Origin of the sequence: Cupriavidus sp. TMH.W2, from assembly GCF_050847365.1 — a bacterium.
Lineage (GTDB): Bacteria > Pseudomonadota > Gammaproteobacteria > Burkholderiales > Burkholderiaceae > Cupriavidus.
Genome location: NZ_CP193792.1, coordinates 1,785,935 through 1,811,590 on the forward strand (window position 1 = coordinate 1,785,935; position 25,656 = coordinate 1,811,590).

Here is a 25,656-nt window from a genome sequence, read left to right on the forward strand (position 1 = left end):
GCGCTGCGCATATCGTTCTGTCATGGCGAACAGCGTGTTCGGCAGATGGCCATTTCGCTTGTGCTCCCCTTGGCTTATGCTGCAAAGGCTCAACGCCGCAGGCTGCCGCAAGCGCAACCTGCACTGATGCGCTGCTTAGCAGCAAATCCAATCCTTTGCTTTGGAGAAAACCATGGCCAGCGAACCCATCCGCGATCCCGCAAGCGACCACCTGCTGACTCCGCAGAACTCTGCCTTTGTGATCATCGATTACCAACCGGTTCAGGTGAACTCCATCGCCTCAATGGACCGGCAGTTGCTGGTCAATAACATCGTCGGCACTTCGCGTGCCGCGGTTGCCTATAAGCTGCCGATCATCCACTCCACCGTCAATGTCAAGACCGGCCTGAACAAGCCGCCGATCCCGCAGCTGCAGAAGGTGCTGGGCGACTTCCCGACCTATGACCGCACCACGATCAACTCCTGGGAGGACGTCGAGTTCCGCGCGGCAGTCAAGGCCACCGGGCGCAAAAAGCTCGTCATGACCGCGCTGTGGACCGAGGCCTGCCTGACCTTCCCTGCACTCGATGCACTCAAGGAAGGCTATGAGGTCTACGTCGTCGCCGATGCCGTCGGCGGTACCTCCGTTGCGGCGCACGAAGCCGCGCTGCGCCGCATCGAACAGGCCGGCGGCAAGATGATCAGCGTTGCGCAACTGTTCTGCGAACTGCAGCGCGACTGGGCGCGTTCAGAAACCGTTCCGGCCTTCATTGACCTGTTCATCCAGACAGGCGGCACGGCCGGCATTCAGTTTTCTTACGACCGCACCTGATGCAAGACGGGCCGGAGCGCTACGGCGCACCGGCCCGACTTCACCAGGTTCCTGGAGCACATCAGCATCATCGGCGGCTTTGTCATCCTGATGGCGGCCCGGCCGGGGAATCTCGTGCTGCGCATTTCGTGAGCGTGAACCGGATGGCGAGCTGTCGGAGAAGCAGCCGAAACGAATTGGGCTAGCCCCACGAGGCTACAAGCCGGTCTTGGTGTTCTCGACGCAAGCCTTTGCGTAAGCGATTGCCTCGGTCATTGCCTCTTCCTCGCTATGGAACGTGGCTTTGATCTTGTGCCGCAGGCCCGGGACAAACGCGTTTGCATGATCGATTCGTCGTTCAAACAATACCGATGCCTCCCAGGTCCCGGATTTAGCCTTCCAGACCGTGCAGTGGCAGTAGTACTCCCCTTCTTCTACCCAGACATGGCTCGACATGGCGACCTCCCATCGTTTCGAGGATTCCTGGTTCATGCGTGCGAGTCACAGCGCGCATCAATCTGCTTCGTGGCCCACTCTGAAGCGTGCTGCCATGCCTCGCCTTCGCTGAAGAACTGGCCAGGAACAAGATGGTGATCGAAGACCTTGAGTGGCGCCCCGTCTGCCGCTTTCGTGCAAATCGTTGCCTCTCCTTGCCAAGGCTCTCCATCTCCAAGAGACGTTGCCGATACCTCATACCAGTGGTCACGGTAGTACGTGAAGCCTTGGAGATCCATGTCTTTCTCCCACTGTCTCAAGGGATCGTATCCGGGTGCTCGAGTTCAGGGTAGTTCAGCCGTGATCGTCTACCCACGCTTTCGCCCAGGCAATGCCGGCTGCCGCGGCACGCTCAAACGAAGGGTAGTACCCCAAGGGATCCGATCCCTCCTCGATGCGGCCGTCCTTCTCAACTGCACCGGATGCCTCGAACGATCCGTCGCCAAGCTGCTTTGCAAAGCCGCGGACGATGTAGCCCTGGTAGCTTTCGATTGTCATGACCGCCTCCGATTCAGACAGGAAATCGTAGCATGAAGAAACTGGTCAACCCGAGCCTCGACCGCGAGGTCGGCCGCATCTCTCTGAGCGCGATCAACAGGTCAAAGAGCCGACGATCACCGGCTGCCCCCAGTACGCGCTGTGCATCAAGCGCACCGGACGGCACATGCTCAGAAAGAAGTGGGGTTCACAAGCCATAGGGAAGCTACACTAGCAAGCTCGGGCGCTGTTTAACTCACGTTTGGAGAAGCCACGATGGCAAAGCTAGTGGTGCTATACAAGAAGCCTGCGGACACGGCGGCGTTTGATTCCTATTACTTCTCGACCCATATTCCGATCGCCAAGAAGATCGCCGGCCTGCGACGCTACGAAGTCAGCAGCGGCCCGGTTGCAACCCCAGCCGGCGAGTCGCCGTTTCACCTGGTTGCGGTGCTGAGCTTCGATTCGCTGGCAGCGCTCCGGCAGGCAATGGCTTCGCCTGAGGGCGCCGCCGCAGCCGCTGACGTGGCCAAGTTTGCCCAGGCCGGCGTTGACATGCTCATATTCGACACGAAGGACGTTTAGGCCCGCGGTCGCCCTGTGCACCTGACGGCCTGAATCGGCAAAGCCCCCCATTTGAGAAGCGCTTTTCTGTTTTCCGGCGTGTTGCGCCTCCATCTCGGGGGTCGCAATTGCCGGAGCCGAATGCCGCCCATGTAAGCTCCTGCATCGGCAGATCGCCAACCAGCCCCTATTGAGGAAAAACATGACTCGACCACCACTCCGTACGCTGTGCCTGACCCTGCTGCTAACCGCTGCAACCATGCCGGCGTTGGCCGATGACCTGAAGAACGCCGTGGGAGGCGGTCTGGGCGGTGCCGCGGGCGCGGCCGTCGGTGGCGCACTGGGCGGCAGCACGGGTGCCGTGATCGGCGGTGCGGTGGGCGGCGGTGCGGGCGGCGCAGTGACTGCCAACAAGAAGGAACGAACCGGCGCCGTCGTGGGTGGCGCGCTGGGCGGTGGTGCCGGCGCCGCGGCAGGCAATGCCGTGGGCGGCCGAACCGGCGGCATCGTCGGTGCCGCGGCCGGTGGTGCGGCGGGTTCGGCGCTGGGCGGCAATGTGTCGCGCAACAACTATGCCGATGACCACAAGAACGGCAATCGCGGCAAGCACAAGAACCACAAGAAGCATCGTCAGGACGACTGAGTGAGCCGGCGCGCGATGGCGCCCGATACCTGGGTATCCGGCCCATCGCGCGCTTGATCCGATCCCGTGGCTACTCCTCCACGTAGCCCTTGCGCAGCTTCTCCGTCACCAGCTTGTCCGCCTCGCGCCGGGCCCGCTCGGCGGTTTCGAACGCCTTCACGATGGTCTGCCCCGCGCTGCCGATGCGGCCGTAGCTGACGCAGAGTTCCGTGCCGCGCACGCCGGCACGCCAGAACTTGCGCGTCGTGCCCTGCTCGAAGCGGAGCGTCCGCACCAACTCAGGCACGGCTGCCGCTGCCGCGTCCGTCCGGACCTCGTTGCCTGTCTCTGCGCCCTGCGCCGTCACCGACGTCGTCAACGGCGCCGGGATCTCGATCTCCACGTCCAGCGCGCGGTCCTCGCCGCCCGCCAGCATGGCCTCGATGCGGGCCAGCACCGCGTCCCGGTCGTTGAGCCAGTCCTTGCCCGGGATGTCCAGCACCCGCCAGCCAAAGCTGCGCAGGATGCCGGGGCGGAACACGTAGCGCTCGGCGGTGTCGGTCACGTCCTCTGACGGCGTATCGAGCAGGATCGCCAGCGCGTAGCCTTGTCCCGACGGATCGGCGATGGCCAGGTCACAGCGGAACTGCGAGCGGCCAACGTTGGCATGTACCTCGTGGCCGCGCGCACGCAAGGCCCCTGCCAGTGCGTCGCGGATGCTGTCCGGCGTGGCCTCGCGCGTGAAGGCGTCGCGCGCGCCCGGGTTGAGCGCGCCGAGCACCGCCTGGGCACGCTCGAACTGGCCGCGCGCGCTGGCCTGCGCGAACTGCAGGAACGCGCGCAGCGCGGCCGCGCCGGCGAAGCCGGATCGAGCAGGTCCAGGTGGGCGGCGAGGCCCGTATCGAGCAGCCACTGGCTGTCGGCGGCATTCGCGCGTGCCTGTTCCAGGCTGGTATCCTGGCCGGTCAGGCTCGCGGTACTGTCCAGCAGCGGGTCGAGCGCATCGAACAGCGCCTCGGTGTCATGGCACAACTGCCCGGCGCGGCCGTATGCGCGCTCGTCGGCCAGCAACTGCGCAGACAAGCGCGCGAACGGATGCGCGGCCAGGCTGTCGAGACCGAAGCGCTCGCGCAGGGCGGGCCCCACGTCCGGCACGGCAGGCAGCGCGGTCACGCGGCGCAGCAACGCACGCACGCTGTCGCCAAGCGTCTCGGGCGCGGCGGCCATTGCCGACTCGAACGTGTCGATACGCTGCCGGTGCGCGGCCAGCGCCTCCGCCAGCTGCGTGCGGCGCGCCGCCAGTGCGTCACCGTCGTGCGGCTGCGCGATCCACTGCTCGTAGCAGGCACGCAGGTCGGCAATGAAGGCCTTCTTGTCGGTCTGCGAGTCGTGGATCAGGCAGCACAGCGGGTCCAGCCCGCTCTGCTTGAGCCGATGGAACACCACGTCGAGCGCGGCGCGCTTCTCGCAGACGAACAGCACGCGCTTGCCACGACCGGCGTAGTCGGCGATCAGGTTGGTGATGGTCTGCGACTTGCCCGTGCCCGGCGGGCCCTGGATGATGATAGCGTGCGCGGCTCGCTGTTGTCGCTCATACCCGAGATGGAATTCGTGCCAGGGGTCGTGCTGTCAGTCATGCCCGGCCCTCCCTGGCCAGTTCGCGTTGCAGTTGGCGCTGGAAACGGTCCAGCTCGCGCTTGCCGAAGCCGGCGTCGCGGCGCAGGTTGCCTTGCAGCGCGTCCAGACTGCCGAGCGCCTGCGCCACTTGGCCGGCGCGCAGCAGCGCCGCGTCCTGCTGGTCGGGGTCGGCGAGCGCCAGGTCCATCATCAGCACGTTGAGGTAGCCGCGCACGCTGTCGTCGGCCACGTCCGCACCCAGGGCCTCGGGGCCGACCGCCGCTTCGTCGTCGCGCCAGTCGGGGAACATCATCCGCACCTGCGCAAGCACCGCCTCGCTCGCCAGCGCCGTGCCGGCAAGGAAGTGGGCCAGGAAGCCCCGCGTCAGCACCTGCAGCCGGACCTGTCCCGGCAGGTCCAGCTTCTCCAGCGCCAGCGGGCCGTGCAGCCGGGTTTCGATCCACGCATCGAGACCGGCCGCGCCCTCCCACCAGAGCGCCAGTGCGCGGGCGCGGATAAAGGTCTCGGGATGGCTGTGGGCAGCGCTCGCACCCGCTTCATGGGATTCGATCTCGGCAGCCTGGCGCAGGTAGGCGGCCGCGTCCACGCTGCCCATGCCGGTCTGCACCTTGACCAGCGTGGACACGGCCGGCGCCACCGCGCCGGCGGCGACAGCGCCGCCGCGGTCGGCAAACAGCTCGGTGTGCAGCGCGTAGCGGCGCCAGGTCTCGCGATGGCTGGCGCTGGCGCCTGGCGCGGCCAGCGCATCGTTCAGGATGCGGTCGGCTACCAGGAACTGGCCGTCATCGCGCGACCACAACAGGTAGTGGGCCAGCTCGTGGCCGAACACCGCCAGCAGCTCCGGCGGCGACAGCCGTTCCAGCAGCGGCCCTTGCAGAATGATGTGGACCTTGCCCGGCACATAGACCAGCGCGGCGTTCATGTCCTGGCCCGGCGACTGATAGAGCGTCGCGGGCGCGTCGATGCCAAGCCGCGCCATCGCCCCGGCCAGCGCCGCGTGCACGTCGGCATGCGCGTCCGCCTCGATGCGGTAGGTGTCGCGCAGCAGCATCAGGCGCAGTGCCTCGCGGTGATCGGTGCCGGTCGCGCGGGCGCCGGCCCAGCGCCAGACCTCGGGCTCATGGCGGCGCAGGTAGTCGACCACCGTTGCGTGATAGGCCAGCGGCACCAGCGCGCCGCGATCCGGGGCGTGAGCGTCCATGCGGGACGTTCCAGGGTTGCGTGGAGGCCGATGCTACAGGGGGCGCATGGCGCACGGGCCGTCCATCAGCGCGGGCATTGCCTGTATTGGCATGGCCCCGCTTTCGAGACTGGATGGAGGCGGGAATGCCGGCCGCAAAGGGGCGCGGTTGCCGGCTGAGGCCGTTGGTGTGGGTGGGCGTCGAATACGCCGCAAGCTTGTATCCGCCCGACATTGGCGACGCCAATCGGTCGGAATGCGCCGATGACGGGGCTGCGACGGGTCCGCATCCGGCGGCACCGCTGCTGCGTATAAGGGAAAGGACGCCCGCAGCGTTCTGCCCTTCTCACCGCAAACGGAGTACCGCCATGATCCGCCAGCTCACCAACACGATCCTCGCCACCGCCGCGATTGCCGCCACCTGCACGGCCGGCGTTGCCCATGCTACCGCCCCTCGCGACAGCGCTTTTGCCGGTGACAAGTACGGCTACACCTTCCGGGTCGACATGCGCGATGTCTTTAGCGACGGCGCACGGGCCGGCCGCTTTGACGTCTTCAGCGAAGGTGCCCGGGTTAAGACTGCCCCCACCAAGGAGTACTCCCTCTCAGGCATGGACCGCAGCGGTGTGTCTTCCGACCCTGCCCACAAGTCCGACGTCTATTCTGACGGCGCCCTGGCCGGCATGGACCGCAGCGGGCCATCGGCCGATCCCTCGCGCAAATTCGACGTCTACACCGACGGCACGCTGGCCGGCATGGACCGCAGCGGTGTCTCGTCCGACCCTGCGCGCAAGTTCGACGTCTATACCGACAGCGCGTTGGCATAAGCGCGTGCACAGTGAGCCCGGGCGGCGAACTCAGACACGCGCGCACGCCCCTGGAAGCGGGATCTCTCCTGCTTCCAGGGGTGTCTTGCGTCAGGCCAGTTCCGGGTAGTCGACGTAGCCGTGCGCGCCGTCGCCGCCGTAGAGCGAAGCGTCTTCAAACGGACGGTTCAGCGGCTTGTTTTCGCGGAAGCGGCGCGGCAGGTCGGGGTTGGTGATCATCTTGCGGCCGAACGAGACCATGTCGGCATGGCCGCTGCGAATCGCCTCTTCAGCCATCTCCTTGGAGTAGCCGTTGTTGACCATCCACACGCCCGTGTACAGGCGGCGCAGCGCTGCGTAGTCGAAAGGCGCGTTGTCGCGCGGGCCGCCCGTGTGGCCTTCGACGACGTGGATATACACCGGGTGCAGCGTCTCCAGTTCACGCACGACATGCTCGAACAATGGCTGCGGGTTGCTCTCCAGCGCATCGTTGACCGGCGACACCGGTGCCAGGCGGACGCCGACCCGGTCGGCACCGATCTCTCCGATCACGGCTGTCATGACCTCGAGCAGGAAGCGCGCGCGGTTTTCAATGCTGCCGCCATAGGTGTCGGTGCGCTTGTTCGTGCCGTCGCGCAGGAAGGCGTCGAGCAGGTAGCCGTGCGCGCCATGGACTTCGACACCGTCGAAGCCGGCCTGGATGGCATTGGCCGCGGCGGTGCGGAAGTCATCCACGATGCCGGCGATCTCTGCCGTCTCAAGCTCACGCGGGACCGAGCACTCGACGTAGCCTTGGCCGTTGATGTAGGTCTTGGCATTGGCAGCGATGGGCGACGGCGCGACCGGGGCCTGGTTGTCCGGCTGGAAGTGCGTGTGGGACATGCGGCCGGTGTGCCAGATCTGCAGGAAGATCCTGCCGCCCTTCGCGTGCACCGCGTCCGTCACCTTCTTCCAGGCAGCAATCTGCTCAGGCGTGTAGATGCCCGGCGTATTGGTATAGCCCTGGGCGGTCGTAGAGACCTGCGTGGCCTCCGCGATGATCAGGCCCACGCTGGCGCGCTGGCTGTAGTACTCGACCACCATGTCGGTCGGCACCAGGTTATCGTCGGCCCGGCTGCGCGTGAGCGGCGCCATGGCCATGCGGTTGGCGAGTTCGACCTTGCCCAGCCTGATCGGCTGAAACAAGGCATCCGCGAGAAAGGCTTCTTTCTGTGCGCCCATGAATGACTTACTCCGTGGTTGGTCTGTGGCTTGCAGCGGCCGAAGCTGCCGTAGCGGCCGGCCGGAACAGGTGGTTGAACATCAGGTCGACGCTACGGCGCAGCGGCTCCACCGAGCGCTCCAGCTTCATGCGCAGCAAGGCGCCCTCCCAGGCATCCCAGACCAGCCCGGACAACTCGGCTGGCGCGATGTCCATACGGATGGCGCCCTGCGCCTGGGCCTGGCTGATCATGCCGGCCAGGCGTTCGCGCCAGGCCAGTTGTGCTGCCTGCAGGACCGTGCGGCAGGTGTCGCTCGACAAGGCGATCTCCGCCGCAAAGTTGCCGATCAGGCAGCCTGCCTGCACCGTCCTGGATTGGTGGTAGGCAATCATCTGGGTGAAGACGTCATGGATGGCCGCCATCGGCTCCGGCGGCGCGGCCTCCATCATGGCTTCCCACGACCGCTGCAGGTAGTCCGCATACTGCGCGACGATGGCCGCGGCGAAGGCTTCCTTGCTCTCGAAATGGTTGTAGAACGAGCCCTTTGGCACACCGGCGTGGTCGGTGATCTGCTGGATCCCGGTGGCGTTGTAGCCGTGGCGCGAGAACAGCTCGCGCCCCGCCTTCGTCAGGCGGTTGGGGATGTCGGTCTTGTCTGCGGTGCGGGCCATGTGTGAATAATATGACCAGTCGTCTTATAAAGTCAAACGGTCGTGACCCATGCCCGGCCCTTCGCGGCAGTTACCTGCCGTCAATCGATCTTGGAGGCTCGATGAAGCACATTTAGCGCAAGCCGCCCGAGCGTTTCCGAACCACCAAAGACAAAACCCCTCGCAGCACACGCTGTCGAGGGGTTTTGGGAATAAGAGCCTGGCGATGACCTACTTTCACACGGGTAATCCGCACTATCATCGGCGCAAAGTCGTTTCACGGTCCTGTTCGGGATGGGAAGGGGTGGTTCCAACTCGCTATGGTCACCAGGCATAAGGGGGTGCAGCGCTGAGGTTGAGGTCAACGCTGCGAATAGGGATGTAGTCTTGGTTGTGCGTATCGGTGGCACAGGCGATCAACTCACCAGGCAAAACACACTGGTTATAGGATCAAGCCTTACGGGCAATTAGTACTGGTTAGCTTAACGCATTACTGCGCTTCCACACCCAGCCTATCAACGTCCTGGTCTCGAACGACCCTTCAAGGCGGTCAAGCCGCCAGGGAATCCTCATCTTCAGGCGAGTTTCCCGCTTAGATGCTTTCAGCGGTTATCTCTTCCGTACATAGCTACCCTGCGATGCCTCTGGCGAGACAACAGGTACACCAGCGGTACGTCCACTCCGGTCCTCTCGTACTAGGAGCAGCCCCCGTCAAGATTCCAACGCCCACGGCAGATAGGGACCAAACTGTCTCACGACGTTTTAAACCCAGCTCACGTACCTCTTTAAATGGCGAACAGCCATACCCTTGGGACCGGCTACAGCCCCAGGATGAGATGAGCCGACATCGAGGTGCCAAACACCGCCGTCGATATGAACTCTTGGGCGGTATCAGCCTGTTATCCCCAGAGTACCTTTTATCCGTTGAGCGATGGCCCTTCCATTCAGAACCACCGGATCACTATGTCCTGCTTTCGCACCTGCTCGACTTGTCGGTCTCGCAGTTAAGCACGCTTTTGCCATTGCACTTTAGGTACGATGTCCGACCGTACCAAGCGTACCTTCGAACTCCTCCGTTACACTTTGGGAGGAGACCGCCCCAGTCAAACTGCCTACCATGCACTGTCCCCGACCCGGATTCACGGGTCAAGGTTAGAACCTCAAACAAACCAGGGTGGTATTTCAAGGACGGCTCCACGTGAACTAGCGTCCACGCTTCAAAGCCTCCCACCTATCCTACACAGATCGGTTCAAAGTCCAATGCAAAGCTACAGTAAAGGTTCATGGGGTCTTTCCGTCTAGCCGCGGGGAGATTGCATCATCACAAACACTTCAACTTCGCTGAGTCTCGGGAGGAGACAGTGTGGCCATCGTTACGCCATTCGTGCAGGTCGGAACTTACCCGACAAGGAATTTCGCTACCTTAGGACCGTTATAGTTACGGCCGCCGTTTACCGGGACTTCAATCAAGAGCTTGCACCCCATCATTTAATCTTCCGGCACCGGGCAGGCGTCACACCCTATACGTCCACTTTCGTGTTTGCAGAGTGCTGTGTTTTTATTAAACAGTCGCAGCCACCATTTTATTGCAACCCCTTCACCCTTCTGGCGCAGGCCAGTCAAGCTACCAGGGCGTACCTTATCCCGAAGTTACGGTACCAATTTGCCGAGTTCCTTCTCCCGAGTTCTCTCAAGCGCCTTAGAATACTCATCTCGCCCACCTGTGTCGGTTTGCGGTACGGTCTCGTATGACTGAAGCTTAGAGGCTTTTCTTGGAACCACTTCCAATTGCTTCGCAGCACTAGGCCGCTCGCCCCGCATCCTTGAATCCCGCGCCCGGATTTGCCAAAGCGCCTTCTCCAATGCAGGGACCGGGACTTCCAACACCCGGACAACCTTCCGCGATCCGTCCCCCCATCGCATCATACGACGGTGCAGGAATATTAACCTGCTTCCCATCAGCTACGCATCTCTGCCTCGCCTTAGGGGCCGACTCACCCTACGCCGATGAACGTTGCGTAGGAAACCTTGGGCTTACGGCGAGGGGGCCTTTCACCCCCTTTATCGCTACTCATGTCAGCATTCGCACTTCTGATACCTCCAGCATCCTTTACAAGACACCTTCACAGGCTTACAGAACGCTCTCCTACCACGCACATTGCTGTGCGTCCGCAGCTTCGGTGACTGGCTTAGCCCCGTTACATCTTCCGCGCAGGACGACTCGATCAGTGAGCTATTACGCTTTCTTTAAAGGGTGGCTGCTTCTAAGCCAACCTCCTGACTGTTTTAGCCTTCCCACTTCGTTTCCCACTTAGCCAATCTTGGGGACCTTAGCTGGCGGTCTGGGTTGTTTCCCTCTTGACACCGGACGTTAGCACCCGATGTCTGTCTCCCGTGATTGCACTCTTCGGTATTCGGAGTTTGCTATGGCGGGGTAATCAGCAATAGACCCCCCAACCATGACAGTGCTCTACCCCCGAAGGTGACACACGAGGCACTACCTAAATAGTTTTCGGAGAGAACCAGCTATTTCCAGATTTGTTTAGCCTTTCACCCCTATCCACAGCTCATCCCCTAACTTTTCAACGTTAGTGGGTTCGGTCCTCCAGTACGTGTTACCGCACCTTCAACCTGGCCATGGATAGATCATCTGGTTTCGGGTCTACACCCAGCGACTCAACGCCCTGTTCGGACTCGCTTTCGCTACGCCTTCCCTAATCGGTTAAGCTTGCCACTGAATGTAAGTCGCTGACCCATTATACAAAAGGTACGCCGTCACCCGTTTCCAGGCTCCGACTGTTTGTATGCATGCGGTTTCAGGATCTATTTCACTCCCCTCCCGGGGTTCTTTTCGCCTTTCCCTCACGGTACTGGTTCACTATCGGTCGATCACGAGTATTTAGCCTTGGAGGATGGTCCCCCCATCTTCAGACAGGATTTCACGTGTCCCGCCCTACTTGTCGTACACCTAGTTCCACAATCGTGTTTTCGCATACAGGGCTATCACCTGCTAGGGCCGGGCTTTCCATCCCGTTCTGCTAACACCACTGCTAAAGAGTACAAGGCTCTTCCCATTTCGTTCGCCACTACTTTGGGAATCTCGGTTGATTTCTGTTCCTGCAGCTACTTAGATGTTTCAGTTCGCCGCGTTCGCTTCCCACACCTATGGATTCAGTGTGGGATGACCCATACGGGCCGGGTTTCCCCATTCGGACATCTCCGGATCAAAGCTTGTTTGCCAGCTCCCCGAAGCTTTTCGCAGGCTACCGCGTCCTTCATCGCCTGTGATCGCCAAGGCATCCACCACATGCACTTGTTCGCTTGACCCTATAACGAGTGTGTCTCGATTGCTCGAAACGTCGCTACAGGATGAGTTCTCGCATTTGTGCCGTATTCCAAGTCATCTTTCGATCACTTAAATACATTTTGGTTGATACAATCACAACCCGGTATCGCGTTTTGTACTGCAGCGTCTCATCAACGCTTCGCGACACCTTTACTACATCCCATATTGTTAAAGAACAGCCGATCGTCAGATCGCTTGGCAATGCCAAATGAAAACACTCGGCAACGAGCGCTTTCATTTGGCCACCTGGCCTTAACCACAAACAAACCGATAAGTGTGAACGCTCGACTTCGGATGCACGCTCTGAAAGGAGGTGATCCAGCCGCACCTTCCGATACGGCTACCTTGTTACGACTTCACCCCAGTCATGAACCCTGCCGTGGTAATCGCCCTCCTTGCGGTTAGGCTAACTACTTCTGGCAAAACCCACTCCCATGGTGTGACGGGCGGTGTGTACAAGACCCGGGAACGTATTCACCGCGGCATGCTGATCCGCGATTACTAGCGATTCCAGCTTCACGTAGTCGAGTTGCAGACTACGATCCGGACTACGATGCGTTTTCTGGGATTAGCTCCCCCTCGCGGGTTGGCAACCCTCTGTACGCACCATTGTATGACGTGTGAAGCCCTACCCATAAGGGCCATGAGGACTTGACGTCATCCCCACCTTCCTCCGGTTTGTCACCGGCAGTCTCTCTAGAGTGCCCTTTCGTAGCAACTAGAGACAAGGGTTGCGCTCGTTGCGGGACTTAACCCAACATCTCACGACACGAGCTGACGACAGCCATGCAGCACCTGTGTCCACTTTCCCTTTCGGGCACCTGATGCATCTCTGCTTCGTTAGTGGCATGTCAAGGGTAGGTAAGGTTTTTCGCGTTGCATCGAATTAATCCACATCATCCACCGCTTGTGCGGGTCCCCGTCAATTCCTTTGAGTTTTAATCTTGCGACCGTACTCCCCAGGCGGTCAACTTCACGCGTTAGCTACGTTACTGAAGAAATGAATCCCCAACAACTAGTTGACATCGTTTAGGGCGTGGACTACCAGGGTATCTAATCCTGTTTGCTCCCCACGCTTTCGTGCATGAGCGTCAGTGACGTCCCAGGGGGCTGCCTTCGCCATCGGTATTCCTCCACATCTCTACGCATTTCACTGCTACACGTGGAATTCTACCCCCCTCTGACATACTCTAGCCTTGCAGTCACAAGCGCCATTCCCAAGTTGAGCTCGGGGATTTCACGCCTGTCTTACAAAACCGCCTGCGCACGCTTTACGCCCAGTAATTCCGATTAACGCTCGCACCCTACGTATTACCGCGGCTGCTGGCACGTAGTTAGCCGGTGCTTATTCTTCCGGTACCGTCATCGACCCCGGGTATTAACCAGAGCCATTTCTTTCCGGACAAAAGTGCTTTACAACCCGAAGGCCTTCTTCACACACGCGGCATTGCTGGATCAGGGTTGCCCCCATTGTCCAAAATTCCCCACTGCTGCCTCCCGTAGGAGTCTGGGCCGTGTCTCAGTCCCAGTGTGGCTGATCGTCCTCTCAGACCAGCTACTGATCGTCGCCTTGGTAGGCTCTTACCCCACCAACTAGCTAATCAGACATCGGCCGCTCCTGTAGCGCGAGGCCTTGCGGTCCCCCGCTTTCACCCTCAGGTCGTATGCGGTATTAGCTAATCTTTCGACTAGTTATCCCCCACTACAGGGCACGTTCCGATGTATTACTCACCCGTTCGCCACTCGCCACCAGGCCGAAGCCCGTGCTGCCGTTCGACTTGCATGTGTAAGGCATGCCGCCAGCGTTCAATCTGAGCCAGGATCAAACTCTTCAGTTCAATCTCTGTGTGGAAGCCTCGCGGCTCCCTCGCTCTTTCGAGCGGTCGCTCACTCTCAGAAAACTGACTGACCAGATCCGAAGACCCAGTCACGTTTTGCTGTGCGAGCACTGTATAACTTGTAAGCTAAAAGACCGAAGTCTTTCGCATCCGTTATCAAGCGCCCACACTTATCGGTTGTCTGTTTGTTAAAGAACCTGCCCCTTCGTTACCGTCCGGGCCGCATCCGGCTTTGCCGTTTGCGTTGCTGCGTTTTGTTTGCAGCGGAGAAACAAGACTATAAAGAAGTTTCTGCGAATAATCAACTGTTTTCGAGAAATTCTTTATTCCGGAAGGCACGCTCATTCGAGTCGAGTTAATCCTTGCAGCTCTTTTCCCCCAACTCGTTGCGCGGTGCCTTGCTAACGAGGGGGCGAATAATAATGCCTGGATGGCTGCCGCGCAAGCATTTTTGAAAAGAAATTGAAAGAGCCTCTTTTGTCACTTGACCGCGCCGGCCGACGACCTCGACGCGGCACGGACGGTGTGAAGGCGCGGCGCATCCTCGTCGGGTGGACGCCTCATTACGCTTGCCGGCGCTGCAACTCTGACAGGATCTGTTCGGCAAGGAAGTCACAAGGCGGCCGCTTTGACTTTGTGCTGCGCGCCAGCACCAGCTCCAGCCCGGCCAACTCTGGCAGCCCCTGGGCCAGGCCAAGGATGGTGAAATGCGCCGGGACCGCACATCGCGCGAGCGGCGCCACCGCCAACCCTGCTTCGACCATGCTGAGCAGGCCCAGCAGGCTGGGACTCTCATAGGACATGCGATAGGCGATCCTGGCTTGCTCCAGGCTGCGGATCGCAATATCGCGGGCGACGCTGCCTGACTGGAACACGGCAATCGGCAGCGGCCGCTCGTTCCAGATCTCGTGCGCCGCCGGCGAGGCGGCCCACACCATCGGCTCCAGCCGGATGAACTCCCCGGACAACCCCTTCACTCGCGTTGCACAGACCAGGTCGACCGATCCGTCCTTGACCATGGGCGCCAGGGCCACGCTCGGCAAGCCAATGACCTGGATCTCGACCTTGGGGTAAGTCGCCGAGAATTTCTTCAGGATCGCGGGCAGCAGGGATGAGGCATAGTCGTCCGGCATGCCGAGCACCACGCGCCCAGTCACGTCGGGGCGGACCACGGCCGCCCAGGCCTCGTCACGCAAGGCCAGCATGCGGCGCGCGAAGCCCAGCAATACTTCGCCTTCCGGAGTCAGCACCACGTTCCTTGGCTTGCGCACGAACAACGGCTTGCCCAGCGCCTGCTCCAGCGCCTTGATCTGCATGCTGACCGCCGACTGCGACCGGTGCACGAGTTCCGCCGCGCGGGAAATGCTGCCGGTATCGGCAACCGCCACCAACATGGCCAGCACATCGAGGTCAAGCACTTTCATTGGTATCAGAAAAACTGAAGCAACAGATCAATTTTACGCGTTTTTCTTAATCGTCGGCCGTCGGCATACTGGTTGAAAGCGTTGACGACCTATGCCACAGCCGATCATGGACCACCCCTTGCGCGACAGCCTTGCGCGCGAACTGCATGCCCGACCCTTCCTGCGCATCGGCGGCTCCGCCTCGCTGACGCACTTCGCCATCTATGCCGATGGCGATACCGCCATCCACCACGCCTTGCTGGCCTCCCTGTGCCGGCTGACCGGGCTGGAAGAGCCCGCCGACGGCGTGACGCACTATTCAGGGCGTTGGGGCAACGACAAGCAGCTGAAGTGGGAGCGGCACACCGAGTTCTCCACCTTCACCTTCGTGGCGCAGCGCAGTAATGCGGACTACTTCTCCGACCTGGCCACCTCCCACATCCCGGCCGGGTGGTTCGACAGCTTCGCCGGCAAGCGCCTGGTGGCGCTGCGCATGGAGCTGGTCTCGGGCGAGGCCGCGGCCCATGCGCGCGACCACGTGCGGGATTGGATCGACGGCCCGATCCTGGCGGGCAGCCATGTGCTGGGCGGCGGCGAGGTGTTTTGCGACTGGACCATCCCGCCAGACGGCTTTACGCGCTTCCTGGTCATCGACAACGGCTTCCGCGAAGTGCAGGGCGGACGGCTGCTGCAGCGCTTGTATGAAATCGAGACCTACCGGATGATGGCGCTGCTGGCCTTGCCGGTGGCGCGTGACCTGGGCCGCAGCGTGGACAACCTGCAGCGCTCGCTCGCGCCGCTGATGCGCAGCATGGACACCAGCCAGGGCGGCCGCCACGATGCCGAGTTGCTCGAGCGGCTGACGCACCTGGCGGTCCGCATCGAGGCCCTGGCGGAGTCCGGCAACCGCTTCAGCGCGTCGCGCGCCTACGAGAAGCTCGTGCTGGCGCGCATCCAGGAATTGCGTGAAGAGCGCATCGAAGGCATACCGACCATCGCCGAATTCATGGAGCGCCGCTTCGCGCCTGCCATGGAGACGTGCCGGTCGGTCTGGGCGCGCCACGAGCAGTTTGCCGGCCGCGTGGCGCGCGCGCTTGACCTGCTGCGCACGCGCGTCAACCTGGCGCAGGAGCAGGACACCACGCGCCTGCTCGAGGGCATGGACCAGACCGCGCGCAGCCAACTGCGGCTGCAGCACGCGGTCGAAGGCCTGTCGGTCGCGGCCATCTCCTACTATGTGCTGTCGCTGGCGGGCGCCGGGCTCAAGGCGCTGCATGCGGTGCATCTGCCCCTGGACCCGGATCTGATCAAGGGCGTGCTGGTCCTGCCGGTGGTGCTGCTGGTGCTGCGTGCTACCAGGCGCAGCAAGCATGCCGGGCAAAAAGCGGCCGCGCAGCAGCCGGCTGCGAATCAGGCTGCCTAGCGTCACGCCAGGGGCAGCCAGGCGGCTGTCCCGCCATGCCCTGCGGCTCGCTGCAGCAGACGCATCGGGCCAAGATTTTCAATCGTCCGCATTTGCGCCGCATTCCGGACAAAAAGCGAGCCGGCGAACCCCAGGGCGTTGACGGAAATGCCTTCCACGCACTCCCTGGATCTCGGCACCAGCAGCAGTCCTGCGGACAGGATCAGCAGGTTATACGGCGCTGACTGGCGCAGTCCGCCCTCGATCTCGACCGTCCCCACGCCAACCGCATCCAGCAGCGCGCGGTAGCGCTCGTACGCCGTGCACGCTGCCTCTTCCGGGGGCGCCGCAAACAGATCCAGCGGCGCGAACGCATGCGCAAATGCCAGGCCGGGAACGGTGCCGATGGCGCCGGCGCTCCGTGCCGGCTCCAGCAAGGGGCCGATCGGCAGCGCCGGGCCGCCCTCGGCGAGCGGCAACGGCACGATCTGCAGATGTTTGTGGCCCTGGCTCGCTCCCGCGGCTGCGCCGCCGTTGTAGAAGCCCAGGCTCGGGAACTCCGCCATGCTGGCCAGCAGCGCTTCAAAGTCCGGTACTGTCAGCAAGGATTCCTGCGCTTCGAAGCTGCGGGTGACGATGAGCAGGTGATGTTCGATGACATTGAACTTGTTGAGCAAGGCCGCATGGGTGCCGGAGATATCCGCAACAAACAGTTCGGGGTCATAGGGCAGGAATGGATTGCGCCCGGCACGGCTCGTCCTGCGTGCCTTGTCCTTACGCGCCAGGCTCGACACCTGGCGAACCAGGAACCGCACGCCGCCATCCTCAATCGTCGCCTGGACAGTTTCGATCGGGCACAACGCGCCGCTCCGCAGGGCGTGCGACGTCCGTTGCAAGATAGCCGGCCACAGCGTGCCGGGCTGAAGGTGTCGATGGTGCATGGTTGGCTTTCAATTCCATTCCAGCATCGAGCACCCCGTCAGTCTTGCTCGCGCAAGAGCATGGCCACGTTGCACTCCGCAAGCGCCGCGATCGTGCGCGAAGGATTCAGGCCGAGCGGACGCGGGACGACCGAACCGTCCATGACATACAGTCCCTTGCAGCCAAATACCCGGCCCCAGGCATCGACCACGCCGTCCGCGGCGGAGGTCCCCATGTTGCAGCCTCCCAGCGGATGCGGTGTGATCAGGTTGTGCCACCGCCGCCAGGTGAGCGGCACCCACGGATCCCCGCCAGTCGCTTTCGAGAGCTGGGTATGCGCTGCAATCATGGCCTCGATGACGGGCACCGATGCCTGATAGGACCAGTCAAGCCGCAGCACACGACGCCACGGTGCGTACCACCTGCGGCCCAGCCTCAACTGGCCATCGCCCGGGTCCACCCCTTGCCCGAACCATGGCATCATCCGCTCGACCGGATCGCCGTCGTCAAACAGCCCGCCGACGTCCTTCCACACAGCGCGCAGCTTGCGGGAACGCGTTCTCTTCATATGGCGTCGAATGAAGTTGCCTGCGAGGTTCGGGATGCCGCCGTCCTCCACGAAGATCGCCTGCCCGTTCGGCCCGCCGTGGTCCAGGAAGTCGATCGCGGCGGAGATGGTCACGCCATGCGAAGGAGAGACGGCCCTGTTGTCATAGAAGGCTGGCGTCACGAAATCGCCATTGTGGGACCAGCCATATCCCAACCGTGGTGAAAGCGCGGGCAGCGTGCGATGTTCATCCCGACAGCGCAGCAGTAGCTCGGTGCTGCCGATGGAGCCGGCGGCCAGGATCACCCTGGTGGCCGTGACTTCGCCGGGGCTTGTCGTCTGTTCCTCCGGATCGATTTTCCTGAAGCATACCCGCCAGCCCTGCTGCAGGGGCTCGAGCCTGTCCACCAGGTGCAAGGGGCGGATTTCGGCGCCATTGTCTTCGGCCACCGCCAGGTAGTTCAGGTCCAGCGTATTCCTGGCCGATACCTGGCACCCCACGTCGCAGTTGCCGCAATGGACACAAGTGCCCTGCCACCTGCCATGCTGGTTCAGGAATTTTTCTGAATGACGATCATTGCGGGCGTCTCGTAGCGTGGGGTCCCAGTGCTCGGAAAACGTCACCGCCAGCGGCAGTTTGCGGAAGCGCCCGCCCCACCCGCATGCTTGCGCCCCCTCGCGCAACAGCCGGGTTCGCTCGCTCACCTGATTGTCCGGCACTTCGCTCACCGCGAGCATGCGCCCGACCTCCTCATAGTGGGCCTGCAGGCCGACATAGGTCACCTCCTTCGGCCAGCCGTGCCGGAAGGCTTCCGGCCTGGCCTCCACGGAAACGTTGGCGTAGATCAGCGAGCCGCCACCGACTCCGGCACCGGCGATGACCCATACATCAGAGAATGTCCGGATATCGGCCCAGCCATTGAAGCGATGGGCACGCTCCTGGTTCCACAGCCAGGCATCACGCTCGTCGCGCGGGTAGGTCGCCGGGCCCCAGCGCCGGCCGCGTTCGAGCACCAACACCTTGCGGCCGGCCTGCGCGAGCCTGCATGCCGAGACCGCGCCACCAAAGCCGCTGCCGATGACGACGACATCGTAGGCCGGCGCATTGCTCATCATGACCCTCCCTGTCGTTGGATGATGATTACCTGCTTCGATCTGTGGCTGGGGCACGCGCGCACGTCGGCGCCCTCACCCCCGCAGCATCTTCACCGCTTCCGCAACTGCCCGCCTGATCCGCGCATACGTGCCGCACCGGCAGATCACGCAGCTCATCTGCTCGGCGATCTCCGCCTCGTCAGGATTCCGCGTGCGCTTGAGCAGCGCGCTCGCCGCCATCAGTTGCGCGCTCTGGCAGTAGCCGCACTGCACGACCTCATGCTTCAGCCAGGCCGCCCGCAGGGCGTTCACCTCGGGGCCGTCGAGGCCTTCGATGGTGACGATCCTCTTCCCTTCCATCTCGCTCGCCCGGTGCTGGCACGACAGCAGCAGCTTGCCGTTGGCATGCACCGCGCAGGCGCCGCACACGCCCACGCCGCAGCCGAACTTGGTTCCCGTCAGCTTCAGCTCGCAGCGCAGCACCCACAACAGCGGCGTGCAGCCGTCAGAGCGGATTTCAACGCCCTTACCGTTGACACTGAGTTGATGGTCTGGCATCGCAGGCTCCGGAAGGCGGCAGAGTCTTCAGCAGCGGCAGGTGACGCAAGCGCTCGCCGGTCGCATTGAACAAGGCATTCGCCACCGCCGGCGCGATCGGTGGCGTGGTGGCCTCGCCCACACCCTGTGGCGGTCCCATCGAAGGCATCACGTGCACCTGGATGTCCGGGCAGTCTCGCAGGCGCATGGCCGGAAAGGCGGTGTAGTAATCCTCCTTCACCTTGCCCCCATCCAGCGTAATCTTCTGCCACAGCGCCGCCGACAGTCCGAACACGATGCCGCCCTCCACCTGCTGCTCGATCAGGGTCGGGTTGACCGGCAGGCCGCAATCAATGGCGCAGAACACGCGATCCACGCGGACCTGCCCCGCGTTGTCAACCGACACCTCGGCCACCTGCGCCACCACGCTGCCGAATGACTCGTGCAGGGCCACGCCGCGACCAACCCTCGCAACGCCAGGCTTCTTGCGCAAAGGCCGGCCCCAGCCCGACATCCTTCCGACTTGCTCGAGCACCGCGCGCTGGCGATCCTCCCTGAGCAGGCTCATGCGATAGTCGAGCGGGTCCTTGCTGACCGCCACCGCCAGCTCGTCGACAAAGCTCTCCATGAAGAAGGCGTGGTGCGAGTGCCCCACCGAGCGCCAGTAGCCCACGGGAATCGCGAGGTCCACGGTCTGGTGGCCGATCCATACATCTGGCCAGTCATAAGCCTGGTCGAAAGCGCCTTCCACCGTGGACTTGTCCAGCCGCGACACGAAGATGTCGGGCAGGCCGAAGTTGCGTTTCGCGGTGCTCGCCAGCACCGACTGGCTGGACGAGATATTGCGCACCGCGATGACCTTCCGGTTGCCGTCGAGCCAGGCCTCGAAGCGCGACACGCTGGCCGGGCGGTAGAAGTCATGCCGCATGTCCTCGGGGCGCGACCAGATCGTCTGGACCGGCACGCCCTTGCGCTTTGCCGCGATAGCAGCCGCCTGGCAGATGAAATCGACTTCGAGCCGGCGCCCGAACGCACCGCCGATGGATTGCTGGCGCAGTTCGACCTTGTCCGTGTCCAGCCTGAGCGTCTTCGCCACGCAGCGGCGCGCCAGCCCGGGCACCTGCGTCGCGGCCCAGACGATGGCGCGGTCGGCCTGGACCAGCACCGTGCAGTTGACCGGCTCCAGCGCGGCGTGGGCGAGATACGGCGCCGAGTACAAGACCTGGATGGCGGGCTTGCCCTGCTTCATGACACGCCCGTCACCATGCTCGTACCAGACGCGCGGGCCGGGGGCGTCGAGCGCCTTCACCAGCGTGTCGCGGACACCTTCGCCCGACAGCTTTGCCGCCTCGCCCTCGTCCCACTTGCACTGGACCCTTTCCGCCGCCTGCATGGCGATCCACGCATCGCTGGCGATCACCGCGACGCCGCCGCTGCCGCCCGGGAACGGCGGCAGCGCGACCAGGTCGAGCACGCCGGGCAACCTCTTTACATCGTCGGGCGGGGATTCCTGCAGCTTGCCGCCCAGCGTCGGACACATCTGCACGCTGGCGTAGACCATCGCGTCCGCCACCACGTCGATGCCGAAGCGGGCGGTGCCGTGGAGCTTGGCAGCCGTATCAAGGCGCGCGGCGCGGGTGCCGATGAGCTTGTAGCTGGACGGGTCCTTCAGTTCGACCTTGCCCGGCAGGCCCTCGCGCGCGGCTGCCGCGGCCAGCTGGCCGAACGTGGCACTGCGTCCCGACGGATGCACCACCTTGCCGGCCTGCGCGCGACAATCGGCGGCCTTGACATTCCATTGCTTCGCCGCCGCCGCGCACAGCATCATGCGGGCGGCGGCACCGGCCTCGCGCATCGGATCCCACAGGTCCCTGATGCTGGTTGAGCCGCCGGTGAACATCATGCCCACCTCGCGCACGCCCTTGCGCGTGAACCATTCGGCGGCGCGCCTGGGCCACCCCTGGTCGTCAGGCCGGAACGGCAGGTTGGCGACCACGCCCTCGATGTTGTTGTACAGGCTGTCGACGGGCGACGGCTCGACGCGGACCTGCGACCAGTCGGCCTCCATCTCCTCGGCCAGCAGCATCGCCGCGCCGGTATGCACGCCCTGCCCCATCTCGGCCTTGCTCATCACCACCGTGACGGTGTTGTCGGACGCCACCTTGACCCAGCCGTTCAGCGCGAATTGCCCGTCGCGCACCGCCAGCGGCCCGCCACCCGCCAGGCGCTGGCGCGGCGGCAGCCCGGCCCATCCGATCACCAGCACACCGGCAGCGCCCGCGCCGCCGAGCAGGAAGGTTCTGCGCGTCAACATGGCAAGACTGGCGGATCGAACATCATTGGAAGCCCCCCGGTGCCGCCGATGGCATGGCCTATATTAGGTCGGGAAGTGCTTCAGTGCGAATGCGAACACGTCGTTGGCGCTATCGCGCAACACCGGACACTACCGTGCCGCTCTGCGCCGGCAGCCGCGCCATCCGCGCCGGCGGGGGGCCAGGAAAGATCCGCCAGGTCTTTACCAACTTATTGATTTGCCTGGATAAAGCGGTGGACGATCAGGGCGCTGCGGTCGCGGTGAAGAGGTCTCGTACGCCAGCGACGGCATCAGTATCTCCAGAACAGGAAGTGCCGATGCTGTTGCGCATGGACCTTGCGAGGAGCCCGGTTTTCAGGGCTGAAGCGCGCCTCCGGATCGATCACTCTCGCACGCAAGGCCATATCGTAGAACGCGCCCACCATCGGCAGAGCGCTATGCGCGCCCTGGCCCCAGTCGTTGCCGAGCGTCACACGTCCATCGTCAAACCCCACCCATGCGCCCGCGACCAGTTGCGGATGCATCAGGATGAACCAGCCATCCGCATTGTCCTGCGTGGTGCCCGTCTTGCCGGCCACGTCGGCACGGATCCCGAAGCGCGTCCGGATGCCGACGCCGGTGCCCCGGGTCACGACGTCGCGCATGACATCAACCAGCGTTTGCGCTGCACCGGCGGGCAGTGCCTGTTGCGGCGACGCGCTCGCAAATTCGGCGAGCACCTTGCCGTCGTGATCCTCGATGCGCGTCACCATGCGCGGTTCGACGTAGGCACCGCGATTCGCGATCGTGCTATACGCCGACACCATCTCCCTGAGCGTGACCGGGCTCGTGCCGAGCGCGAGCGACGGCACCGCTTCGAGCGGACTGTCGCGCACGCCCATCGCGCGCGCCAGCCGCGCGACCTTCTCAGGGTGTTCCTTTTGCATGAGTTGCGCCGTGACGCGGTTGCGCGAGTACACCAGCGCGTCGCGCAGCGTCATCGGCCGGTCGGTGGGCGGCTCCGCGTCGGTAGGCCGCCAGATCGCCTGGCCGGTCAGTGGAATGGCGACGCTCCGGTCGACGATGGTATCGCCCGGCCGCGCGCCGTCCGCGAACGCCGCCCCGTAGACGAACGGCTTGAAGGTCGACCCTGGCTGGCGCCGGGCCTGCTGCACATGATCGAACGGTGCGTCACTGAAGTCGCGGCTGCCGACCCATGCCTTGATATCGCCGTTGCGCGGATCGATCGCGACAAAGCCCGCCTGGACCTGGGTCTTGCTCCGGCACAGCGCGCGGACGAACGTCGGGTTCGTGCCGAGCTTCCTGAGCGCCGCCTGATCCGATTGGCCGGCATCGCGTGCGGCGCGATAGTCGGGCGTTTGCCGGATGAACGTCCGGAACAGGTCGTTGCCGGGCCAGCAGCCGGTGCGTTCGTTCCACGCCCCGTTCGCGATCCATTGCAGCTGGTTCGCCTGCCAGTCCATCGCCTGCGCCGCCATTGCCTGCAGACGGGAATCCAGGGTCGTACGCACCACCAGCCCGTCGGCGTAGATGTTGTAGCCGTTGCGTTCGGCCCATGCAATCAGCCACCTGCGCAGTTGCGCTGAAAAATGCGGCGCCGTGCTTCGTGGCGCGGTCTGCAGCTCGAAATTGACGTTAAGCGGTTGCCGCCGCAGCCAGGTGTAAGCATCGGGCTTGAGCTTCCCGTACTTGTTCATCTGCCCGAGCACTGTGTTTCGCCGCGCCAATGCGCGCTCGGGATTCAGGACAGGGTTGTAGGTGCTGTTGGCCTTCAGCATGCCGACGAGTGTCGCGCTTTCGAGAATGTCGAGCTGACGCGCCGATTTGCCGAAGTAGGTGCGTGCGGCCATCTCCACGCCGTAGGCGTTATACAGGAACGGCACATTGTTCAGGTATGTCTCAAGGATCTGGTCCTTGCTGTATACCGCTTCGATCTTCAGCGCCGTGATCGCTTCCCTGAGTTTGCGCGCCAGGGTCGGCGCGCGGCCGATTTCGTCCGGGTACAGGTTGCGCGCAAGCTGCTGCGTGATCGTCGAGCCACCCTGCCGGTCGCCGGAGAAGGTATGCAGCGCGGCCGACGCGATACGCAGCCAGTCGATCCCGTAATGCTCATAGAAGCGGCGATCCTCCGTGGCGATCAATGCCGCCACCATGTACGGCGAGATCTGCCCGAGCGACACCCACTCGCGATTGACCGGCTTGAATTCGTCGATCACTCTGCCGTCGGCCGACACGATCAGCGCCGGCCGGTCGATGCGGGCTTTGCGGATGTCGCCGATGCCCGGTGTCAACGGCACGAGCGCCAGCACGTACAGCAGAAACAGCGCCGGCACTGCGCCAAGCGTCAGCACGATGCCGCGTCGCGTCGGTCGGCGAAAGCGGCGCCGCGCGCCGGTACAGACGCGTCCGGCTATCGCGAGGCTGGCAGCGGCCAGCGGTTGGATGCGGATGAGCCATCGTGCGCAGTACTCACGAAACAACGATACATAGCGGCGATTCACAATGGCGGGACGCGTGGCGGAAAGAGCGCGATCCTACCAAAACCGAAGGACCCGTCTGCGGCCAGAACAGGGCTGCCAGGCACCGTATTAACAAACGATTACATCTTTTTGTGTGGGCAGGGTCGCACGCGGCGGCACGCCAGATTCGGATTGACCTCGCCGTCGCCCGCCCTATACTTCAAGCGCTGACTGAGACACGCTCTGACAAAGCGAAGGTAGGTCGGCAAAACGATCGTGTTTCCTATATGAAGCGTGATCGTGCAGGCCGCATATGCCTGCAGGTCCGAACCGGATCATGAGTTGCTGACCCGGTTCGGACGCATACGCCCAAGGTTGGTAGCGTCAAGCACCTGCAGCAGGTGCTTTTTTATTGGCGCCGTGCAGCCCGACGTCAACCGCTTGCCTCGCGGGTGCCGCCATCGAACAATTTCCGCCCTAGATGTCGGGGGCGAGCAGGAGCCCGCTTTTCACGGTGTGGATCAGTGCAAGACGATCTTCGACTGCCTTGCGCAGGACTTCACGCCCCCTGAACGGATCCGTCAGGTAATTGGCGTACTGACTTGCCCGAATCTGCACCTTTAGACTCATCGTCGCCGCTCCGCTCTCCGGCCATGTCACCAGGAACGCCGGATGGCTGTCCGCGCACTCGACAAAAGCGGTGTCAGGAGAGGGGAAACAGGAGTCAGCGCCCTGGGCCAGAAACTGGAGGTCCTTGTCCTTGAACTCATAGGTTGCCATGTCTTTCTCCCATCGCGCCGAAGATCGTGGCGTGAAAGTCATTGTTGCGGGCAGCCGCCGCATCTGCTTATTCCTATGGTAGTGCAGGCGGTACTCGCCTGGAGCAGCCCTCGCGCAGCCGCTGGCCTGGGGCCGACAGCGGGCCTCGTCTCCCGCTCTCTGACCCCGAGGTAAACCCTTAGATGCTGCCTGCGCCCCTCTTCGGTTATGCTGGAGTTTCGTTTGCGCCCCGTACCCCTGGGGCGGCTCAGCACGCTGCTTGCGTGTACCAAATATCGAGGACGAGATGGCGACTGGCATCGTGAAGTGGTTTAACAGTGAAAAGGGCTACGGGTTCATCACACCGGATGATGGCGGCAAGGACTTGTTTGCTCATCACAGCGAAATCCAGGGCACCGGCTTCAAATCGCTGGAGGAAGGTGCGAAAGTGGAATTTGAAGTCACGCAAGGCCAGAAAGGCCCGCAAGCGTCAAAGATTCGCCCGATCTAGCCGCCCTGCCCACCCGACGGCCTGAATCGACAAAGCCCTTCACGCATTGAGAAGGGCTTTTCTGTTTTCATGCGCGTAGCGCAGTTTGCACTGGCCGCCC

The 25,656-nt window shown here is 63.1% G+C and carries 19 protein-coding genes, 3 rRNA genes and 1 pseudogene; 6 read left to right on the forward strand and 17 right to left on the reverse strand.

Features of this window, described 5'->3' with window-relative positions:
- The first annotated feature begins 172 nt into the window (after positions 1 to 172).
- On the forward strand, positions 173 to 811 hold the full coding sequence (locus ACREYQ_RS08200) for a hydrolase (protein WP_432260231.1): 639 nt from the start codon (positions 173 to 175) through the stop codon (positions 809 to 811).
- Between the two features lie 195 nt (positions 812 to 1,006).
- Here ACREYQ_RS08200 and ACREYQ_RS08205 read toward each other — a convergent pair whose 3' ends face one another.
- From ACREYQ_RS08205 to ACREYQ_RS08215, 3 genes are read right to left on the reverse strand one after another with little or no spacing between them, the layout of a single operon-like run.
- Positions 1,007 to 1,246, reverse strand: coding sequence for a hypothetical protein (locus ACREYQ_RS08205; protein ID WP_432260232.1), 240 nt, complete (start codon positions 1,244 to 1,246; stop codon positions 1,007 to 1,009).
- A gap of 32 nt (positions 1,247 to 1,278) precedes the next feature.
- Complete coding sequence (locus ACREYQ_RS08210; RefSeq protein ID WP_432260233.1) at positions 1,279 to 1,524, reverse strand: hypothetical protein; 246 nt, start codon at positions 1,522 to 1,524, stop codon at positions 1,279 to 1,281.
- 55 nt (positions 1,525 to 1,579) lie between these two features.
- The gene (locus ACREYQ_RS08215; RefSeq protein WP_010812739.1) at positions 1,580 to 1,783 is read right to left on the reverse strand and encodes a hypothetical protein; all 204 of its coding nucleotides are present in this window, start codon (positions 1,781 to 1,783) and stop codon (positions 1,580 to 1,582) included.
- Positions 1,784 to 2,038: 255 nt separating this feature from the next.
- Here ACREYQ_RS08215 and ACREYQ_RS08220 point away from each other — a divergent pair, with 255 nt between their 5' ends.
- Both ACREYQ_RS08220 and ACREYQ_RS08225 read left to right on the forward strand, forming a co-directional pair.
- Complete coding sequence (locus ACREYQ_RS08220) at positions 2,039 to 2,347, forward strand: EthD family reductase (protein ID WP_432260234.1); 309 nt, start codon at positions 2,039 to 2,041, stop codon at positions 2,345 to 2,347.
- 181 nt (positions 2,348 to 2,528) lie between these two features.
- On the forward strand, positions 2,529 to 2,969 hold the full coding sequence (locus tag ACREYQ_RS08225) for a hypothetical protein (RefSeq protein ID WP_432260235.1): 441 nt from the start codon (positions 2,529 to 2,531) through the stop codon (positions 2,967 to 2,969).
- A gap of 70 nt (positions 2,970 to 3,039) precedes the next feature.
- On the opposite strand, the pseudogene ACREYQ_RS08230 reads toward ACREYQ_RS08225, so the two are convergent.
- Together ACREYQ_RS08230 and ACREYQ_RS08235 are read right to left on the reverse strand one after the other, a co-directional pair.
- Positions 3,040 to 4,550, reverse strand: a pseudogene (locus ACREYQ_RS08230) (WGR domain-containing protein); the annotation flags it as partial.
- A 31-nt stretch (positions 4,551 to 4,581) separates the two neighbouring features.
- Complete coding sequence (locus tag ACREYQ_RS08235) at positions 4,582 to 5,787, reverse strand: M48 family metalloprotease (RefSeq protein ID WP_432260236.1); 1,206 nt, start codon at positions 5,785 to 5,787, stop codon at positions 4,582 to 4,584.
- A gap of 347 nt (positions 5,788 to 6,134) precedes the next feature.
- Between ACREYQ_RS08235 and ACREYQ_RS08240 the strand changes: the two genes are divergently transcribed.
- On the forward strand, positions 6,135 to 6,593 hold the full coding sequence (locus ACREYQ_RS08240; RefSeq protein WP_432260237.1) for a hypothetical protein: 459 nt from the start codon (positions 6,135 to 6,137) through the stop codon (positions 6,591 to 6,593).
- 90 nt (positions 6,594 to 6,683) lie between these two features.
- Here the strand turns inward: ACREYQ_RS08240 and ACREYQ_RS08245 are convergent, their stop codons facing one another.
- The 6 genes from ACREYQ_RS08245 to ACREYQ_RS08270 form a co-directional block, all read right to left on the reverse strand.
- Positions 6,684 to 7,793 carry an alkene reductase gene (locus ACREYQ_RS08245; protein ID WP_432260238.1) on the reverse strand — a complete coding sequence of 370 codons (1,110 nt, stop codon included), beginning with the start codon at positions 7,791 to 7,793 and terminating at the stop codon, positions 6,684 to 6,686.
- A 7-nt stretch (positions 7,794 to 7,800) separates the two neighbouring features.
- Positions 7,801 to 8,445: a TetR family transcriptional regulator C-terminal domain-containing protein gene (locus ACREYQ_RS08250; protein ID WP_432260239.1), complete on the reverse strand. Its 645-nt coding sequence runs from the start codon at positions 8,443 to 8,445 to the stop codon at positions 7,801 to 7,803.
- Between the two features lie 197 nt (positions 8,446 to 8,642).
- Positions 8,643 to 8,756 (reverse strand): 5S ribosomal RNA (rrf, locus tag ACREYQ_RS08255).
- 114 nt (positions 8,757 to 8,870) lie between these two features.
- Positions 8,871 to 11,751: ribosomal RNA gene (locus tag ACREYQ_RS08260) — 23S ribosomal RNA — on the reverse strand.
- Between the two features lie 325 nt (positions 11,752 to 12,076).
- Positions 12,077 to 13,608, reverse strand: a 16S ribosomal RNA gene (locus tag ACREYQ_RS08265).
- The 16S, 23S and 5S rRNA genes sit together here, the layout of an rRNA operon.
- A 563-nt stretch (positions 13,609 to 14,171) precedes the next feature.
- The gene (locus ACREYQ_RS08270) at positions 14,172 to 15,032 is read right to left on the reverse strand and encodes a LysR family transcriptional regulator (RefSeq protein ID WP_432260240.1); all 861 of its coding nucleotides are present in this window, start codon (positions 15,030 to 15,032) and stop codon (positions 14,172 to 14,174) included.
- A 106-nt stretch (positions 15,033 to 15,138) separates the two neighbouring features.
- On the opposite strand from ACREYQ_RS08270, the gene ACREYQ_RS08275 reads away from it, so the two are divergent.
- Positions 15,139 to 16,434, forward strand: coding sequence for a DUF3422 family protein (locus tag ACREYQ_RS08275; protein ID WP_432260241.1), 1,296 nt, complete (start codon positions 15,139 to 15,141; stop codon positions 16,432 to 16,434).
- Positions 16,435 to 16,436: 2 nt separating this feature from the next.
- Here ACREYQ_RS08275 and ACREYQ_RS08280 read toward each other — a convergent pair whose 3' ends face one another.
- From ACREYQ_RS08280 to ACREYQ_RS08305, 6 genes are all read right to left on the reverse strand, one after another.
- The gene (locus ACREYQ_RS08280) at positions 16,437 to 17,354 is read right to left on the reverse strand and encodes an ATP adenylyltransferase family protein (protein ID WP_432260242.1); all 918 of its coding nucleotides are present in this window, start codon (positions 17,352 to 17,354) and stop codon (positions 16,437 to 16,439) included.
- A 38-nt stretch (positions 17,355 to 17,392) separates the two neighbouring features.
- On the reverse strand, positions 17,393 to 18,997 hold the full coding sequence (locus ACREYQ_RS08285) for a GMC oxidoreductase (RefSeq protein ID WP_432260243.1): 1,605 nt from the start codon (positions 18,995 to 18,997) through the stop codon (positions 17,393 to 17,395).
- 72 nt (positions 18,998 to 19,069) lie between these two features.
- Positions 19,070 to 19,534, reverse strand: coding sequence for a (2Fe-2S)-binding protein (locus ACREYQ_RS08290; protein ID WP_432260244.1), 465 nt, complete (start codon positions 19,532 to 19,534; stop codon positions 19,070 to 19,072).
- A complete protein-coding gene (locus ACREYQ_RS08295) occupies positions 19,503 to 21,827 on the reverse strand; it encodes a molybdopterin cofactor-binding domain-containing protein (RefSeq protein ID WP_432260245.1) in 2,325 nt (774 codons plus the stop codon). Before ACREYQ_RS08295 ends, ACREYQ_RS08290 begins: the two co-directional genes overlap by 32 nt.
- Positions 21,828 to 22,117: 290 nt before the next feature.
- Entirely contained in the window at positions 22,118 to 24,328 is a 2,211-nt protein-coding gene (locus ACREYQ_RS08300; RefSeq protein ID WP_432260246.1) for a penicillin-binding protein 1A, read from the reverse strand.
- 435 nt (positions 24,329 to 24,763) lie between these two features.
- Positions 24,764 to 25,066 carry a hypothetical protein gene (locus ACREYQ_RS08305; RefSeq protein ID WP_432260247.1) on the reverse strand — a complete coding sequence of 101 codons (303 nt, stop codon included), beginning with the start codon at positions 25,064 to 25,066 and terminating at the stop codon, positions 24,764 to 24,766.
- A gap of 286 nt (positions 25,067 to 25,352) precedes the next feature.
- On the opposite strand from ACREYQ_RS08305, the gene ACREYQ_RS08310 reads away from it, so the two are divergent.
- Entirely contained in the window at positions 25,353 to 25,556 is a 204-nt protein-coding gene (locus ACREYQ_RS08310) for a cold-shock protein (RefSeq protein WP_432260248.1), read from the forward strand.
- The last annotated feature ends 100 nt before the right edge of the window (positions 25,557 to 25,656 follow it).

Excerpts from the sequence above, each read along its gene's own strand:
- ACREYQ_RS08200 (WP_432260231.1), top strand. The coding sequence starts at position 173 with ATGGCCAGCGAACCCATCCGCGATCCCGCAAGCGACCACCTGCTGACT.
- ACREYQ_RS08205 (WP_432260232.1), bottom strand. The coding sequence starts at position 1,246 with ATGTCGAGCCATGTCTGGGTAGAAGAAGGGGAGTACTACTGCCACTGC.
- ACREYQ_RS08210 (WP_432260233.1), bottom strand. The coding sequence starts at position 1,524 with ATGGATCTCCAAGGCTTCACGTACTACCGTGACCACTGGTATGAGGTA.
- ACREYQ_RS08215 (WP_010812739.1), bottom strand. The coding sequence starts at position 1,783 with ATGACAATCGAAAGCTACCAGGGCTACATCGTCCGCGGCTTTGCAAAG.
- ACREYQ_RS08220 (WP_432260234.1), top strand. The coding sequence starts at position 2,039 with ATGGCAAAGCTAGTGGTGCTATACAAGAAGCCTGCGGACACGGCGGCG.
- ACREYQ_RS08225 (WP_432260235.1), top strand. The coding sequence starts at position 2,529 with ATGACTCGACCACCACTCCGTACGCTGTGCCTGACCCTGCTGCTAACC.
- ACREYQ_RS08235 (WP_432260236.1), bottom strand. The coding sequence starts at position 5,787 with ATGGACGCTCACGCCCCGGATCGCGGCGCGCTGGTGCCGCTGGCCTAT.
- ACREYQ_RS08240 (WP_432260237.1), top strand. The coding sequence starts at position 6,135 with ATGATCCGCCAGCTCACCAACACGATCCTCGCCACCGCCGCGATTGCC.
- ACREYQ_RS08245 (WP_432260238.1), bottom strand. The coding sequence starts at position 7,793 with ATGGGCGCACAGAAAGAAGCCTTTCTCGCGGATGCCTTGTTTCAGCCG.
- ACREYQ_RS08250 (WP_432260239.1), bottom strand. The coding sequence starts at position 8,445 with ATGGCCCGCACCGCAGACAAGACCGACATCCCCAACCGCCTGACGAAG.
- ACREYQ_RS08270 (WP_432260240.1), bottom strand. The coding sequence starts at position 15,032 with ATGAAAGTGCTTGACCTCGATGTGCTGGCCATGTTGGTGGCGGTTGCC.
- ACREYQ_RS08275 (WP_432260241.1), top strand. The coding sequence starts at position 15,139 with ATGGACCACCCCTTGCGCGACAGCCTTGCGCGCGAACTGCATGCCCGA.
- ACREYQ_RS08280 (WP_432260242.1), bottom strand. The coding sequence starts at position 17,354 with ATGCACCATCGACACCTTCAGCCCGGCACGCTGTGGCCGGCTATCTTG.
- ACREYQ_RS08285 (WP_432260243.1), bottom strand. The coding sequence starts at position 18,997 with ATGATGAGCAATGCGCCGGCCTACGATGTCGTCGTCATCGGCAGCGGC.
- ACREYQ_RS08290 (WP_432260244.1), bottom strand. The coding sequence starts at position 19,534 with ATGCCAGACCATCAACTCAGTGTCAACGGTAAGGGCGTTGAAATCCGC.
- ACREYQ_RS08295 (WP_432260245.1), bottom strand. The coding sequence starts at position 21,827 with ATGTTGACGCGCAGAACCTTCCTGCTCGGCGGCGCGGGCGCTGCCGGT.
- ACREYQ_RS08305 (WP_432260247.1), bottom strand. The coding sequence starts at position 25,066 with ATGGCAACCTATGAGTTCAAGGACAAGGACCTCCAGTTTCTGGCCCAG.
- ACREYQ_RS08310 (WP_432260248.1), top strand. The coding sequence starts at position 25,353 with ATGGCGACTGGCATCGTGAAGTGGTTTAACAGTGAAAAGGGCTACGGG.